Annotated in this window: 16 protein-coding genes; 5 read left to right on the forward strand and 11 right to left on the reverse strand. The window is 72.7% G+C overall.

Features of this window, described 5'->3' with window-relative positions; all coding sequences use genetic code 11:
* Nucleotides 1-10: 10 nt before the first annotated feature.
* The 3 genes from FYC51_RS13030 to FYC51_RS13040 form a co-directional block, all read right to left on the reverse strand.
* Nucleotides 11-772: a PspA/IM30 family protein gene (locus FYC51_RS13030; protein ID WP_148733994.1), complete on the reverse strand. Its 762-nt coding sequence runs from the start codon at nt 770-772 to the stop codon at nt 11-13.
* Entirely contained in the window at nt 769-1,389 is a 621-nt protein-coding gene (locus tag FYC51_RS13035; RefSeq protein ID WP_148733995.1) for a hypothetical protein, read from the reverse strand. The genes FYC51_RS13030 and FYC51_RS13035 overlap by 4 nt, the downstream gene beginning before the upstream one ends.
* Before the next feature lie 267 nt (nt 1,390-1,656).
* Complete coding sequence (locus tag FYC51_RS13040) at nt 1,657-2,133, reverse strand: SRPBCC domain-containing protein (RefSeq protein WP_148733996.1); 477 nt, start codon at nt 2,131-2,133, stop codon at nt 1,657-1,659.
* 16 nt (nt 2,134-2,149) lie between these two features.
* On the opposite strand from FYC51_RS13040, the gene FYC51_RS13045 reads away from it, so the two are divergent.
* Nucleotides 2,150-2,494, forward strand: coding sequence for an ArsR/SmtB family transcription factor (locus FYC51_RS13045; protein WP_238476325.1), 345 nt, complete (start codon nt 2,150-2,152; stop codon nt 2,492-2,494).
* A 33-nt stretch (nt 2,495-2,527) separates the two neighbouring features.
* Here the strand turns inward: FYC51_RS13045 and FYC51_RS13050 are convergent, their stop codons facing one another.
* From FYC51_RS13050 to FYC51_RS19300, 4 genes are all read right to left on the reverse strand, one after another.
* Nucleotides 2,528-2,845, reverse strand: a complete 318-nt coding sequence (locus FYC51_RS13050) for a DUF7882 family protein (RefSeq protein ID WP_148733998.1) — start codon at nt 2,843-2,845, stop codon at nt 2,528-2,530.
* A gap of 119 nt (nt 2,846-2,964) precedes the next feature.
* Nucleotides 2,965-3,654: a TMEM175 family protein gene (locus FYC51_RS13055; protein ID WP_187432615.1), complete on the reverse strand. Its 690-nt coding sequence runs from the start codon at nt 3,652-3,654 to the stop codon at nt 2,965-2,967.
* A gap of 59 nt (nt 3,655-3,713) precedes the next feature.
* Nucleotides 3,714-3,986: a hypothetical protein gene (locus tag FYC51_RS19295; protein WP_187432616.1), complete on the reverse strand. Its 273-nt coding sequence runs from the start codon at nt 3,984-3,986 to the stop codon at nt 3,714-3,716.
* On the reverse strand, nt 3,983-4,147 hold the full coding sequence (locus tag FYC51_RS19300; RefSeq protein WP_187432617.1) for a hypothetical protein: 165 nt from the start codon (nt 4,145-4,147) through the stop codon (nt 3,983-3,985). The genes FYC51_RS19295 and FYC51_RS19300 overlap by 4 nt, the downstream gene beginning before the upstream one ends.
* A 185-nt stretch (nt 4,148-4,332) precedes the next feature.
* Between FYC51_RS19300 and FYC51_RS13060 the strand changes: the two genes are divergently transcribed.
* Nucleotides 4,333-5,400 (forward strand): ATP-dependent DNA ligase, encoded by a 1,068-nt coding sequence (locus FYC51_RS13060; protein ID WP_148734000.1) that lies wholly within the window; start codon nt 4,333-4,335, stop codon nt 5,398-5,400.
* Between the two features lie 3 nt (nt 5,401-5,403).
* On the opposite strand, the gene FYC51_RS13065 is transcribed toward FYC51_RS13060, so the two are convergent.
* Nucleotides 5,404-5,907, reverse strand: coding sequence for an Lrp/AsnC family transcriptional regulator (locus FYC51_RS13065; RefSeq protein WP_238476326.1), 504 nt, complete (start codon nt 5,905-5,907; stop codon nt 5,404-5,406).
* 131 nt (nt 5,908-6,038) lie between these two features.
* On the opposite strand from FYC51_RS13065, the gene ald reads away from it, so the two are divergent.
* On the forward strand, nt 6,039-7,139 hold the full coding sequence (gene ald, locus FYC51_RS13070; protein WP_148734001.1) for an alanine dehydrogenase: 1,101 nt from the start codon (nt 6,039-6,041) through the stop codon (nt 7,137-7,139).
* A gap of 78 nt (nt 7,140-7,217) precedes the next feature.
* On the opposite strand, the gene FYC51_RS13075 is transcribed toward ald, so the two are convergent.
* The 3 genes from FYC51_RS13075 to FYC51_RS13085 are packed head-to-tail and all read right to left on the reverse strand — an operon-like array spanning nt 7,218 to nt 9,605.
* A complete protein-coding gene (locus FYC51_RS13075; RefSeq protein WP_148734002.1) occupies nt 7,218-7,535 on the reverse strand; it encodes a metal-sensitive transcriptional regulator in 318 nt (105 codons plus the stop codon).
* A complete protein-coding gene (locus tag FYC51_RS13080; protein ID WP_148734003.1) occupies nt 7,532-7,849 on the reverse strand; it encodes a rhodanese-like domain-containing protein in 318 nt (105 codons plus the stop codon). The genes FYC51_RS13075 and FYC51_RS13080 overlap by 4 nt, the downstream gene beginning before the upstream one ends.
* A 37-nt stretch (nt 7,850-7,886) precedes the next feature.
* Nucleotides 7,887-9,605 (reverse strand): FAD-dependent oxidoreductase, encoded by a 1,719-nt coding sequence (locus FYC51_RS13085; RefSeq protein ID WP_148734004.1) that lies wholly within the window; start codon nt 9,603-9,605, stop codon nt 7,887-7,889.
* A gap of 96 nt (nt 9,606-9,701) precedes the next feature.
* On the opposite strand from FYC51_RS13085, the gene FYC51_RS13090 reads away from it, so the two are divergent.
* Together FYC51_RS13090 and FYC51_RS13095 are read left to right on the forward strand one after the other, a co-directional pair.
* The gene (locus FYC51_RS13090) at nt 9,702-13,460 is read left to right on the forward strand and encodes an AAA family ATPase (RefSeq protein ID WP_420797239.1); all 3,759 of its coding nucleotides are present in this window, start codon (nt 9,702-9,704) and stop codon (nt 13,458-13,460) included.
* Entirely contained in the window at nt 13,460-13,672 is a 213-nt protein-coding gene (locus FYC51_RS13095; RefSeq protein WP_148734005.1) for a hypothetical protein, read from the forward strand. The genes FYC51_RS13090 and FYC51_RS13095 overlap by 1 nt, the downstream gene beginning before the upstream one ends.
* The last annotated feature ends 5 nt before the right edge of the window (nt 13,673-13,677 follow it).

The raw sequence follows: 13,677 nt of genomic DNA on the forward strand, positions 1-13,677 counted from the left end.
GCCTCGCGACCTACGCCTGGCCGATGCTGAGCCACGCGTCGGGGCCGCCGCGTCGCTCGGAACCCGTGACGTCGGGGGAGCCGCCGCCGCGCATCGCCTCGAGCTGCCGCTCGACCTCCGCCTGCGCGGCGATGACCGAGAGCTGCCGCTCGATGTCGGCGTCGGGCGCGGTCGTCAGGTCCTTGAGGGCCCCGCTGGCGAGCAGCTCGTCGGTGGCCTGCGCGCGCGCCTGCATCTGGGCGACACGGTCGCGCGCTCGGTCGAGGCTCGTGCCGACGTCGTGGATGCTGGCGCCGAGGCCGGCGACCGCCTCGTTCGCGCGCACCTGCGCCTCGGACGCCGTGTAGGTGGCCTTGATGGTCTCCTTCTCGATGCGGAAGGCGGCGATCTGCTCGGAGAGCCGGCGCTCGCGGTCCTGCAGCTGCGCCGTCTGCTGCTGCAGCGCGGAGTACTGGTCCTGCAGCTTGGCGACCTGCCCCTCGAGCAGGGAGCGACGCTCGAGGGCGGCGCGCGCCAGGTCCTCGCGCCCCTGCACGACGGCCTCGCGCGCCTGGGCGCCGAGGCGTGCGTAGCGCTCGCCCATCTCCTGCCCCTGCAGCTCGATGCGCTTCTTCGCGGTCGCGACCTCGGCGACGGCCTGGCGCACCTGCTGCAGGAGCTTCACCTGCTGCTCGTAGTTGTCGTCGAGGGTCTCGCGAGGATCCTCCATGCGGTCCATGGCCTTGGAGGTCTTGCTCCGGAAGATGGTTCGCATCCGTGCGGTGTTGCTCATGATGGGGTCTCCTTCTCTCTGACGGTGGAGGCGATGGGTCGATGGAGGTCGGGCCGAGTGAGCGCGTGCAGCTCCTCGATGCCGGCGTACAGGGCCGCGACCTCGCGGTCCATGTCGGCGCGCAGGGTGGTCAGGGCGTCGTCGCTCGGCCCGGTGAGCCCGGATGCCACGGCGGCACGCAGGTGGCGCACGAGCACGGCGACCTGGTCGACCCGTCGCCGGGCGGCGGGAACCTCGTCGGCGAGCACCCCCGGGTCGGTCTCGCTCTCGAGCAGCCGCAGCTGCGCGTCGAGGGCGACGCCCTCCTGCCGGATGCGCGCGAAGAGCCGGGGGAGGTCGCCGCGAGGCCCCGCGCCGTTCGCCGCGAGGTCGACGGCCGCCTGGCCGCTGGCGAGGAGCTCGCCGAGTCGCACGCGGAGCGCGAGGATCGTGCGCTGCGGTCCGCGGCTGAACTGCGCGCGGGTCTTGAGGGTGGCCCCGCTGACGGTCCGGCTTCGGCGGATGCGCCGGAACACCGCCCGGATGACGAGGACGACCGCGACGATCGAGACGACGCCGGTCAGGATGACGATCGCGAGCGCGGCGAGCACCCACTCGAGGCCGGTCACGCCGGCCACCCCCGCCCGCTCCTCGCCGTGAGCCGTGCGACCTGATTCAGCTCCATGGGTCCGCCTTCGTGAGCACCTGTGCTTGGGTGACCGCGAGCATGGACGCGATATAACGCGACGCCATGACGCGATATAACGCAAACCTACGCCGAAGGCGCCCGGGGTGCGAGCGTTCGGAGCGAATTCCCATGCCACCGGCCCTCGAACGGGTGACGCGAGGGGCGTACGAGTGCGCTCGTGCGCGCCGTCGCCCGGCGCGCCGTCGTGGAGGCGCCGTCAGGCGTAGAAGCCGTCGCGCAGGTTGATGCCGTGCTCGACCCAGGCCTTCATGGCGGCCAGCATGCCGGTCCACCCCTCGCAGTTGCCGAACGCGTGCTTCGCGCCGTCGGGCGTGGCGCGCCACGCCGCCTCGGTGATCGTCACCAGGGTGCGTACGCCGTCGTCGATCGGCTCGAACTCGAACGTCGTCGTCGTCGTGCCGCGCTCGCCGGCGGTCGACTCGCCCTCCCATTCGATGACGATGCGTCGTGGCGGGTCGGACTCGACCACCGTGACGGGGAACGCGCCCGGGAAGTCGTGGAAGTCCCAGCTGACGTCGGCTCCCGCCTCGAGCCGGCCGCGGGCGCCGCCGGTCGTGAAGTACCGCGACAGCTGCTCGGGGTCGGCGACGGCCTCGTAGACCTCGTCGACCGGCCGGGCGATGCGACCGGAGACGGTGAAGCCGAGCGTGTCGAGTCGCTGCTGCTCATTCATGTTGTATTTTTACAACATGTCACCCGATGTCGGCAAGGGGCCCGACGACCTCGTGTTCAAGGCGCTCGCCTCGCACACGCGACGGCGGATCCTCGACGAGCTCAAGGCCGCGCCCCTCACGACCGGAGAGCTCTGCGACCGGTTCCCCGAGCTCGACCGCACGACCGTGCTCCAGCACCTGCGCGTCCTCGAGCGCGCCGAGCTCGTCGTCGGGCGTCGCCAGGGCCGGGAGCGCCACCTCGCGCTCGCGCCGCTGCCCATCAAGCGCATCCACGATCGCTGGATCAGCGAGTACGCCAGGGCCGCGGTCGAGCTGCTCGACCGCCTCGACGAGGGCTCGGCGCCGGCGTCGCGCGGCTGAGCTGCCGGTGGGCCGGGTCCGGCGCTCAGGCGGTCAGGCCGGCTCCGTCGCCTCGACCGCGTGCGGGATCGGCGGCTCGGGCACGACGAGGAGCCCGCCCGACGAGTTCGCCACGAGGGCGAGCTCCTCGAGCCAGGCGCGGTTGAGATGCGGCCGCCGATTGCCGTGGAACACGAACGCGAGCGGAGTCGCCGGGCTGAGCCAGACCGTCATCGTCCGCCGGTCGTCGTGCCAGGTGAACGGGAAGCTCTCGAGGCGCCGCAGCTTGTTCACGATGATGACCTGCAGGTGGGCGAGCGTTCGGTCGTCGAACTCCGCCGCGTGGTCGTCGTCGTACACCAGCGAGCCCATGGGCACTCCGTTCCGCGCGCCGGCGAGGGTGGGGCGCGGGTGGTGCGCTGCGAGCCGGGCCGGATCATCCTCTCCGTCGCGACGGAATCGCGGGAGGGTCTTGACTTCGGGCCCCGCGATCAGGAGCGTTCCGGGCTGTTCGCCGCCTCCGCGACGATCCTGGCGACCTTCCGCTCCGAGAGCCGGCCGGCGACGGGGCCGATGATGAGCAGCAGCGCCCAGGTCCAGCGCGCGGCATCCGCACCCCACGCGTAGGCGATGGGGATCGACAGGAGGAACACGGCCGGCGTGGTCAGGGTGTTGAGGAACCGGATGTGATCGGCGCGTCGTGGGAGGGGATCCGCCAGCATTCCGTCGTGGCGGGCCACGTAGAACACGACCGACTGCGCGAGCACCGCGCAGGAGATGTTCACGGCGTAGAGCGCGATGGCGAGCGGCTCGCCCGAGGTCTCGATGTCCGCGATGCCCTGGGTCGTGAAGGGGATGAGCACGACGAACGCGATGGCCACGAGGTTCGCGACGATCGTCGCCGAGCTGAACCCGCGGAACCCGGCGACGAGCCGGTGGTTGACCCGCCAGAAGACGGCGATGACGACGAAGCTGATCCCGAAGCCGAGGAGCTGCCACTCGAGCCCGCTCGACATCAGCTTCTCGAAGCTCGTCCAATCGGATGCCTCGGGCGGGTCGATGTTGACCACGAGCAGGGTGACCGCGAACGCGTACACGGCATCGAAGAACGCGATCGCTCGCGAGAACTCGACGCTGTCGCGCCCGTACTCCTCGGCGGATGCCCCCGCGTCCGTGCCCACGACAGGAGTGTGCCGTGCCGCGGCGGCCGCGGGGCATCCGACGCGCCGTTGCGCGCCCGTCAGCTCCAGTCGACGGCGTGGACCCAGCCGGCGATGTAGGCCCGCTCGTTCGAGCCGAGGCGGAGGTCGCCGCGCGGGAGCGGCTCGCCCTCGAGCTCGCAGAGCTCGAAGATGCGGCGGACGACGTACACGCGCAGCGGCGCGTGGAGGTTCTCGAGCACCTCGCGCTGCAGCGGGCGCTCGAGCATGGGCCACCAGATGCCGATGGGCGGGAGCCCGTGCCGCGGTTTCGGCCGGTCGTCGTGTGCCGGCTGGTCGACGATGGCGCTCATTGCGCCGGCTCCTCCGACACGTGGCCGGTGTCGGGGTCGCGCACGACGACGTGCTCGTCGACGTCGGCGTCCTCCTCGGCCTGCTGGTGCCGCTCGGCGGCGTCGACCGCGTCGTCGAGCTCGTCGGCCGCGCTCGGGTCGGTAGGGTTCGGGTCGCTCATCGTGGACTCCTCGCTCGCACGGCCGACCGCCCCCATCGGGATCGACCGCTTCCGACGGTACGTCGGCGGGGGTCGCCCCGGGCAGGGGATTGACCCCGTTCGGGGGCGGTGCTACCCGAGGCCGCCTCGCGTTCGCCGGTCGTCCCGCGGGTGCGGAACGGCGCCGCCCGCACCATGATGGACGGATGGACCTCCCGGTGATGCCGCCCGTCGCTCCGATGCTCTCGAAGTCCGTGAAGGAGATCCCCGACGTCGGGCACGTGGAGCCGAAGTGGGACGGATTCCGCACGATCGTGTTCAAGGACGGCGACGAGATCGAGCTCGGCAGCCGCAACGAGCGCCCGATGACGCGCTACTTCCCCGAGCTCGTGGAGGCGCTGCGCGAGAACCTGCCCGACCGGTGCGTGGTCGACGGCGAGATCATCCTCGCGATCGACGGCCGGCTCGACTTCGATGCGCTCCAGCAGCGCATCCACCCCGCCGACAGCCGCGTACGGATGCTCGCCGAGCGCACGCCCGCGTCCTTCGTGGGCTTCGACCTGCTCGCGATCGGCGACGAGGACCTCATGGGCCGGCCCTTCGTGGAGCGGCGCACGCGGCTCGAGGAGGCACTCGCCGCGGCATCCGACCCGGTCTTCATCACGCCGGCCACCGCCGACCTCGCCGAGGCGCGCGACTGGTTCACCCGGTTCGAGGGCGCCGGGCTCGACGGCGTCGTGGCGAAGCCGCTCGACGGCACGTACCAGCCCGACAAGCGCACGATGTTCAAGGTCAAGCACGAGCGCACGGCCGACTGCGTCGTCGCCGGGTTCCGCTGGCACAAGTCGGGCGGCATCATCGGCTCGCTGCTGCTCGGCCTCTACGGCGACGACGGGCGACTCCACCACGTCGGCGTCGCCGCGTCGTTCCCCATGGCGAAGCGCACGGCGCTCGTCGCCGAGCTCGAGCCCTTTCTCGTCGACGACCTGTCCCAGCATCCGTGGGGCGAGTGGGCCGACCAGGAGGCGCACGCGGGCACCCGCATGCCGGGAGCCGTCAGCCGCTGGAACGCTGGGAAGAACCTCTCGTTCGTGCCGCTGCGGCCCGAGCTCGTGGTCGAGGTCGCCTACGAGAAGATGGAGGGCGACCGGTTCCGGCACACGGCGCAGTTCCGGCGCTGGCGCACCGATCGCACGCCCGAGAGCTGCACCTACGAGCAGCTCGAATCTCCCGACGACCTCGAGCTCTCCGAGATCCTGCCGCTGCAGGGCTGACGCTCAGATCACGGCACGCAAGCCCGCGGACAGCGCGGTGTGGTGCTCGAACACGAGGTTCGTCTCGGTGAGCGCGACGGCCGGGTTGGCCGAGAGGTTCTTCAGCACGAACTGTCGCACGTGCTCGCTGTCGCGGACGCGCACGTGGATGAGGAAGTCCTCGGTGCCGCCGAGGAAGAACAGCTGGGCGACCTCGGGCTCGCGACGCAGCTCGTCGGAGATCTGCTCCATGAGGTGGCGGGCGCCGGGCCGGATGCGCACGCTCACGAGCGCCTGCAGGGTGAAGCCGAGCGCCACGGGGTTGATCTCGGCGGTGTAGCGCACGATGACCCCGCGCTCGCGCAGCGAGCGGACGCGCGCGAGGCAGGTCGAGGGCGAGACGCCCACCTCCCGGGCGAGCTCCACGTTGGGGATGCGGGCGTTCTCGTGCAGGATCGCGACGATCTGCCGGTCGATGTCGTCGAGCTCGACACGACCCGGTGCGCTGATCTGCGGTGCATCGGTCACGGCGCGGCGTCCTTCCGAACAATTGGATGAATCAGAGGCATTCTACCGAACGAAATGCGGCTGGGCTTCCCATTCTGCGAACGACGCGTCACCATGGAGGCAATCCCACCCCACAGCATTCGGAGATCACCATGCACGTCGGCGTGCCCGCAGAGGTCAAGAACAACGAATTCCGCGTCGCCATGACGCCCGCGGGGGTGCACGCTCTCGTCGGGCGCGGCCACCGCGTCGACATCCAGGCCGGTGCCGGGCTCGGCGCCGGGTACACCGACGAGGAGTACCGCGAGGCCGGTGCCACCATCGTCGGCACCGCCGCCGAGGCGTGGTCGGCCGAGCTGGTGCTCAAGGTGAAGGAGCCGATCGAGCAGGAGTACGGCTTCCTCCGCGAGGACCTCACCCTCTTCACGTACCTCCACCTCGCCGCGGACCTCCCGCTCACGCGGGCCATCCTCGACTCGGGCGTCACGGCCATCGCCTACGAGACCGTGCAGCTGCCCGACCGGTCGCTGCCGCTGCTGACCCCCATGAGCGAGGTCGCCGGCCGGCTCGCGCCGCAGGTCGGCGCCGCCTCGCTGCACGCGTCGAAGGGCGGCCGCGGTGTGCTCCTCGCCGGCGTGCCCGGCACCGCGCCCGCGAAGGTCGTCGTCATCGGCGGCGGCGTCGCCGGCGAGCAGGCCGCCGCGACCGCGATGGGCATGGGCGCCGACGTCACGGTGTTCGACATCTCGCTGCCGAAGCTGCGCGAGCTCGACGCCCGCTACGAGCACCGCATCAAGACGCTCGCCTCGTCGCCCTACGAGATCGCCCGCCAGCTCAAGGACGCCGACCTCGTCGTCGGCGCCGTGCTCGTGCCCGGTGCGGCCGCGCCGAAGGTCGTCACCGACGCGATGGTCGCCCAGATGAAGCCGGGCGCCGTGCTCGTCGACATCGCCATCGACCAGGGCGGATGCTTCGAGGGCTCGCACGCGACGACGCACGCCGACCCGACCTACCGTGTGCACGACGCCATCTTCTACTGCGTCGCCAACATGCCCGGCGCGGTCCCGGCCACCTCGACGCCCGCGCTCACGAACGCGACGCTGCCGTACGCGATGCGCATCGCCGACCTCGGCTGGCAGGCCGCGCTCGCCGAGGACGCCGCCCTCGCGAAGGGCCTCAACGCCACCCGCGGCCGCCTCACGAACGAGGGCGTCGCGAAGGCGCACGGCCTGGAGCTGCACGCCGCGCTCTGACGCCGACCCGCACCATCACGAAGCGCCGGCCCCGACCTCGGGGCCGGCGCTTCGCCGTCGTCACGCCGACTCCGCGCGTCAGGAGAGCGAGAGGAAGAGCTTCTCGAGCTCGTCGAAGGTGAGCGGCTCGGATGCCTCGGCGTCGCCGCGGCGCGAGTCGCCGGCCCGTTCGGGGGTCGCGGCATCCGTCGCGCAGTCGCGCATCGCGGAGGAGATGACCGCGAAGCCCGCGCGGTCGAGCGCGCTCGAGACCGCGGCGAGCTGGGTCACGACCGTGCGGCAGTCGCCGCCGGCCTCGACGGCGTCGATCACGGCGTTGAGCTGGCCGCGGGCGCGCTTCAGGCGGTTCAGGATGCGTCGCTGGGCGTCCTGCTGCTGGGTGCCGACGGTGCTCATGCGATCGTGCCTGCCCTTCCGGTGATGACGGGGAGTCCGGCGCGGTGCCATTGCGTGATGCCGCCGTCGATGTTCACGGCGTCGACGCCCTGCGCGGCGAGGAACTGCGTGGCCTGCGCGCTGCGGCCGCCGAGGGCGCACATGAGGTAGACGGTGCGGTCGCGCGGCACCTCGTCGAGGCGCTCGACGAGCGATCCGAGGGGGATGTGCACGGCGCCGTCGACCCGTGCGCGGGCGACTTCGTCGGGTTCGCGCACGTCGATGATGAAGGCGTCGCCGAGGGCGTGCGCCGCGGTGGGGGAGATGGTCTGCATGTCGGGTCCTCCGGGTGTCAGGGTCGGGTGATTCGGGTCAGGCGGCGCGCAGCTCGGCGGTCGCGGCATCCATGGCGTGCTCGTGCGCACGGGCGCGCATGCCGTCGCGCCAGGTGAGGTAGCCGCCGTCGAGGTTGACGACGTCGTGGCCGAGGGCCGCGAGCAGTCGCGCCCCGGTGTGCGCACCCTGGCCGACGCGGCAGTGGACCACGATCGGGCGTCCGGCGAACTCGGGCGCGCGGTCGCGGAGCTGCTCGACGGGGATCCAGGTCGCGCCGGGGATCGTGCCCTCGGCGAGCTGGCCTGCCGCGCGCACGTCGAGCAGGACGGCGCCGCCGGCGAGCGCGTCGTCGAGCTCGTGCCACTGGATCGTCGCGTCCTCGCCCTCGGCGAGGTTGCGGGCGATGTAGCCGAGCATGTTCACGGGATCCTTCGCGGATCCGTACTGCGGCGCGTAGGCCAGCTCGAGGTCGGCGAGCGCGGATGCCGCGAGGTCCGCCGCCATCGCGGTGGCGATGACGTCGATTCGGCGCGCGACGCCCTCGGTGCCCACGGCCTGCGCGCCGAGGATGCGGTCGGTGCGCGCGTCGACCACGAGCTTCAGCGACATCGGTCGCGCGCCGGGGAAGTAGCCCGCGTGCGAGAGCGGGTGCGAGTGGATGACCCGGACCTCGACGCCTCGAGCACGCGCGACCTCCTCCGACCACCCCGTCGACGCGGCGGTGAGGCCCAGGACGTCGATGACGGCGGTGCCGAGGGCGGGTGCGGCGGTGGACGGGCGACCCGCGATCGCGTCGGCGACCGCGCGTCCATGGCGGTTCGCCAGGCCCGCGAGCGCGACGAGCCGCGCGGATCCGTCGGCGCGGTCGCGCTTCTCGGCGGCGTCGCCGACCGCGTAGATCGCGGGATCGCTCGTGCGGTGCGTCGCGTCCACGACGATGCCACCGGTCGCGCCGATCTCGAGGCCCGCAGCACGGGCGAGTCCCGACTCGGGCACCACGCCCATCGCGGCGATGACGAGGTCGGCCGGCAGGGCGGTGCCGTCGTCGAGCACCACGCGATGCGCCTCCACGGCCGTGACGGCGCTCCCGAACCGGAGGGCGACGCCGCGCTCGAGCACGTGGTCGGCCAGGGGAGCGGCCATCTCGGGATCGAGACCGCCGATGAGGCGCGACGAGCGCTGCACGATCGTCGTCGCCAGGCCGCGACGGTGCAGGTTGTCGGCCACCTCGACGCCGATGTACCCGCCGCCGATGACGACGGCCCGGGCGCCGGCGGGCAGGCGATCGAGCGACGCCATGATGGCGTCGAGGTCGTCGAGCGTGCGGAGGGCGTGGATCGGGGCATCCGGCGCGACGTGGTCGGGGAGGCGCGGGGCGGCGCCCGGCGAGAGCACCAGCTCGTCGTACCCGAGCTCGTACTCCACCCCGTCGGCGGGCCGCACCGTCACGCGTCGCGCCGCGCGATCGATGGCGACGACCTCGCTGCGCACGCGCGCGTCGATGCGGAATCGGGCGGCGAGGCGCGCGGGGTCCTGCAGTTCGAGGGACGCCCGGTCGGCGATGACGCCGGACACGTGGTAGGGGAGTCCGCAGTTGGCGAACGACACCGCGCCGCTGCGCTCGAGCACGATGATCTCGCGGTCCTCGTCGAGCCGGCGCAGGCGCGTGGCCGCGGACATGCCGCCGGCGACCCCGCCCACGATGACGGTGACGGGTGCGGAGGCGACGGGGTGCGGGGTGGAGCGCTGGTGCATACCCCGAGGGTATCCCAATACCCCCTGGGTATCCAAAACGAGCGCGACCCCGGCGATGCTCCCGGGAATCCGCACGAACGCACGTATGGTGTCGGTGTGTGGCGGCTCGATCGGAACCATGACGAGGAGGACTTCCTCGGTCCCGAGGCGGATGCCGCAGCCGACGAAGCGACTCCGGAACCCATGCGACAGGACATCACCAGCCCCGACGGCGTGAGCCTCGGCGACCCCGAGCTCGTCGCCGGGAACGTCGCCGAACCCTCGTGGCGACGCTGGCACGGCGAGCTCGCCGAGGTCGGCGGACGCTCGCCGCTGGTGCGCTTCGTCGACACCCCGCGCACGCGCATCGAGCTCTCCACGACGCATCCGGGCGGCCTGCCGCAGTTCATCACGGGCAAGTCGACGCTGCTGTCGAGCCTGATCCGCGACGAGCTCGCCCTGCGCAACGCGAGGCTCGCGGCCGCCGAGATCACGCAGAAGGGCATCGAGCTGCGGTCGGTGCGCGGCATCGAATCGGTGCACCTCGCGATCGGGCTGGCCTCGTGGCGCAACGGCGGCGAGGAGTTCCTCGGACCCGTGCTGCTGCGCCCGCTCGCGATCCGCCGCTACGGCCGCGACTTCGAGCTGAAGCTGAAGGGCCAGCCGTTCCTCAACCCGGCGCTCGCGCGCGAGCTGCGCGAGCAGTTCCGGATCACGCTCGACGCGGACGCGTTCGTGGCGCTCGCCATCACGAACGGCGTGTTCAAGCCGCAGCCCGTGATCGACCGGCTGCGCGGCCTCACCTCGCACCTGCCCTGGTTCCACGTCGCGCCGCGGCTCGTCGTCTCGTCGTTCGCCGAGGTCGGGCCGGCCATGGCCGCGGATGTCGCTCGGCTCCACCACCCGATCATCGACGCGGTCGCGGGCAACAAAGCGGCGCGTGCCGCGATCGCGCAGCAGGGCGAGCGCGTGCGGCCCGTGCCGCAGGACGAGCGACCGCCGTCGACCGACACGCTGCTGCTCGACGCCGACTCCGAGCAGGAGCAGGTCGTCGCCGAGATCGAGGCCGGCACGTCGCTCGTCGTGAAGACGCTGCCGGGCACCGGAGGCACCCAGACCATCGTGAACGCCATCGGCGCGCTCGTCGCGAAGGACAAGCGCGTCCTCGTCGTGGGCGCGCGGCGCGCGAGCCTCGACGGCATCGTGCACCGGCTCGGCCAGGTCGGCCTCGGCGGCGCGGCGGTGACGACGGCGAGCCTTCGCCGAGACCTCATCCAGTCCATCTCGCGCAACGAGAAGGTCGAGCGGCCCCGGGTCGCCGATGTCGACGACGCGCTCGTGCGCCTGCGCAAGGTGCTGCTCGACTACCGTTCGGCGCTCACCCGGCGCGACCCCGAGCTGAAGGCGTCGGTGCTCGACGCCCTCGGCGAGCTCGCACGTCTCGCGGTGCTCGACCGTCCGCCGTCGACGACCGCGCGCCTCGACCACGCCGCGCTCGTCGGACTCGCCACGGGCCGGGAGCAGGTGGCGCGCGACCTCGCGCGCGCGGCCGAGCTCGGCGAGTTCCGCTACGGACCGGGGGACTCGCCCTGGTACGGCGCCTCGTTCACCTCGTCGGAGGAGGCGGCGCACGCGCACGAGCTCGCGAAGCGCCTCAGCACCACCGAGCTGCCGCGCCTCCTCGAGCGCGGCCGCGCGCTCATCGCGCAGACCCGGCTCCGCGCGTTCGAGTCGGTCGCGGAGCTCGGCGTGTTCCTGCGGCTGCTCCTCGACGTGCGCGACACGCTCGACCGGTTCCAGCCCTCGGTGTTCGACCGGCCGCTCGGCGAGCTCATCGCGGCGACGTCCGCGCGGCGCGACTCGCCGGGCATGTCGGGCGCGAACCGCCGCCGGCTGCGCCGCCTCGCGCAGGAGTACGTGCGCCCCGGGGTGCACGTGGGCGACCTCAACGGGGCGCTCCGCGGCATCCAGCAGCAGCGCACGCTCTGGCAGCGGTACTCGGAGGCCGGGGCCATCCCCGCGGTGCCCGTCGGGATCGACGACGTGCACGTGGCCTACCGCACCGTCGCGAGCGACCTCGCCGCACTCGACGCGCCGCTCGGCGTCGTGGGCACGCCGCGGCAGCTCGCCGCGCGCCCGGTGCGGGAGCTGGAGGCGAACCTCGCCGGACTCGCCGCCGAGTCGGAGGTGCTCACCAACCTGCAGGAGCGCACGGCCGTGCTCTCGCGGCTGCGCGACCTGGGCCTCGACCCGCTGCTCGTCGACCTCGCGAAGCGACACGTGCGGGAGCGGGCCGTCGCAGCCGAGCTCGAGCTCGCCTGGTGGCAGTCCGTGCTCGAGCTCGTGCTCGCAGGCGACAAGGCGCTGCTCGGCGCGAACACGACCGTGCTCGATCGGCTCGAGGGCGACTTCCGCCTCGTCGACGAGGCGCACGCGTCGGCTGCAGGCCCGCAGCTCGCGTGGCACCTGGCCGAGAACTGGAAGGTCGCGCTCGTCGACCATCCCGACGAGGCCCACCAGCTGAAGCGGATGCTGCGCGGCGACCGCGTGCGCTCCGCCGCGCTGCACGACGAGACGCCGCACCTGTTCCGCACGCTCGCGCCGGTCTGGCTCACGTCGCCCTATGAGGTGCCCGAGATCGACGACGACATCGCGTTCGACACCGTGGTGCTCGTCGACGCCGGGTCGACGACCATCGCCGAGAACCTCGGCGCCATCCGCCGCGCCCGGCAGGTCGTCGCGTTCGGCGATCCGGTGACGCAGACCCCTACGCTCTTCGAGACCGGCCTCGACGACGGCGACGGCGACGGCGGCGCGACCGAGCACGGCGTCGACGCGCTGCACGCCGATTCGGCGCTCGCACGGCTCGGCGAACTGCTGCCGACCCTCACGCTCACGCGAAGCTACCGCGCCGGCGGCGAGGACCTCGCCGAGCTCGTCAACCGCCGCTTCTACGCGGGCCGGATCGAGTCGCTGCCGTGGGCGGGCAGCTACCTCGGGCACGGCAGCCTCGGCCTGCACTACGTGCGCGGCAACGGGCTGCCCGACGCCGTGACCGGCACCGTCGAGAGCATCGACCCCGAGGTCGCGAAGGTCGTCGAGCTCGTCATGGAGCACGCCGTCAAGCGCCCGCGCGAGTCGCTCATGGTCATCACCGCGAGCGCGAAGCACGCGGCGCGCGTGCACCAGGCGGTGCTCGCCGCGTTCGCGAAGCGGACCGACCTCTCGGACTTCATCCTCAAGGACCGCGCGGAGCCGTTCACGGTGCTGACGCTCGAGCAGGCCGTGGCGCAGAGTCGTGACCGCGTGATCTTCTCGGTCGGCTACGGCCGCACGCCGCACGGGCGCCTGCTGTCGAACTTCGGCTCGCTCGGCGAGCCCGGCGGCGACCGGCTGCTGGCGGTCGGCATGACCCGCGCGCGCCGATCGATGGACCTCGTCTCGGCGTTCCGCCCCGAGGACATCGACGCCGAGCGGCAGTCGCACGGCGTGCTCGCGCTCGCCGAGATCCTGGGCCAGGCCGAGGAGCGCGCCGCCGGGAACGACGACGAGGACGCCGGCGAGTCGATGCTCGGCGACCTCGCCCGCAGGCTGTCGCGTCGCGGCATCCGGGTCAGCGTCGGCCATCGCGGCCGGCTCGCCCTCGCCGCCGCGCACGCCGGCAAGGCCGTCGTCGTCGAGACCGACGAGGCGTTCACGGGACTCAGCCTGCGCGAGTCGCTGCGCCTGCGCCCCGACGTGCTGCGCCGGCTCGGCTGGCACTACCTGCGGGTGCACAGCTTCGAGCTGTTCGGCAATCCCGAGGCGGTCGCGACGCGCGTCGCCACCCTGCTCGGCAAGCCCGAGGCACGACCCACGGATGCCGCGGCCGGCTGATGGCCGAGGAGGAGCGCCAGCGCGTCGAACGCGCCGGCGGACGCGCGCGACGCGCACGGCTGACGCCCGCGCCGGGCACCGATCCGACGCCCGAGGCGCCCGTGCCCGGCACCGGTGAGGACGGCGAGGAGCGGCCGGTGCAGGGGAAGCCCGATGGCAAGGCCGATCCCGACGACGATCGCATCACCCGGGAGCGACCGCCGCACTGGTGACGTGC

Source organism: Agromyces mariniharenae (assembly GCF_008122505.1).
Lineage (GTDB): Bacteria > Actinomycetota > Actinomycetes > Actinomycetales > Microbacteriaceae > Agromyces > Agromyces mariniharenae.

Coding starts and splice junctions, on each gene's coding strand:
- FYC51_RS13095 (WP_148734005.1), top strand. CDS start 13,460: ATGGCCGAGGAGGAGCGCCAGCGCGTCGAACGCGCCGGCGGACGCGCG.
- FYC51_RS13085 (WP_148734004.1), bottom strand. CDS start 9,605: ATGCACCAGCGCTCCACCCCGCACCCCGTCGCCTCCGCACCCGTCACC.
- FYC51_RS13050 (WP_148733998.1), bottom strand. CDS start 2,845: ATGGGCTCGCTGGTGTACGACGACGACCACGCGGCGGAGTTCGACGAC.
- FYC51_RS19300 (WP_187432617.1), bottom strand. CDS start 4,147: ATGAGCGACCCGAACCCTACCGACCCGAGCGCGGCCGACGAGCTCGAC.
- FYC51_RS19295 (WP_187432616.1), bottom strand. CDS start 3,986: ATGAGCGCCATCGTCGACCAGCCGGCACACGACGACCGGCCGAAACCG.
- FYC51_RS13060 (WP_148734000.1), top strand. CDS start 4,333: ATGGACCTCCCGGTGATGCCGCCCGTCGCTCCGATGCTCTCGAAGTCC.
- FYC51_RS13040 (WP_148733996.1), bottom strand. CDS start 2,133: ATGAATGAGCAGCAGCGACTCGACACGCTCGGCTTCACCGTCTCCGGT.
- ald (WP_148734001.1), top strand. CDS start 6,039: ATGCACGTCGGCGTGCCCGCAGAGGTCAAGAACAACGAATTCCGCGTC.
- FYC51_RS13080 (WP_148734003.1), bottom strand. CDS start 7,849: ATGCAGACCATCTCCCCCACCGCGGCGCACGCCCTCGGCGACGCCTTC.
- FYC51_RS13030 (WP_148733994.1), bottom strand. CDS start 772: ATGAGCAACACCGCACGGATGCGAACCATCTTCCGGAGCAAGACCTCC.
- FYC51_RS13045 (WP_238476325.1), top strand. CDS start 2,150: ATGTCACCCGATGTCGGCAAGGGGCCCGACGACCTCGTGTTCAAGGCG.
- FYC51_RS13075 (WP_148734002.1), bottom strand. CDS start 7,535: ATGAGCACCGTCGGCACCCAGCAGCAGGACGCCCAGCGACGCATCCTG.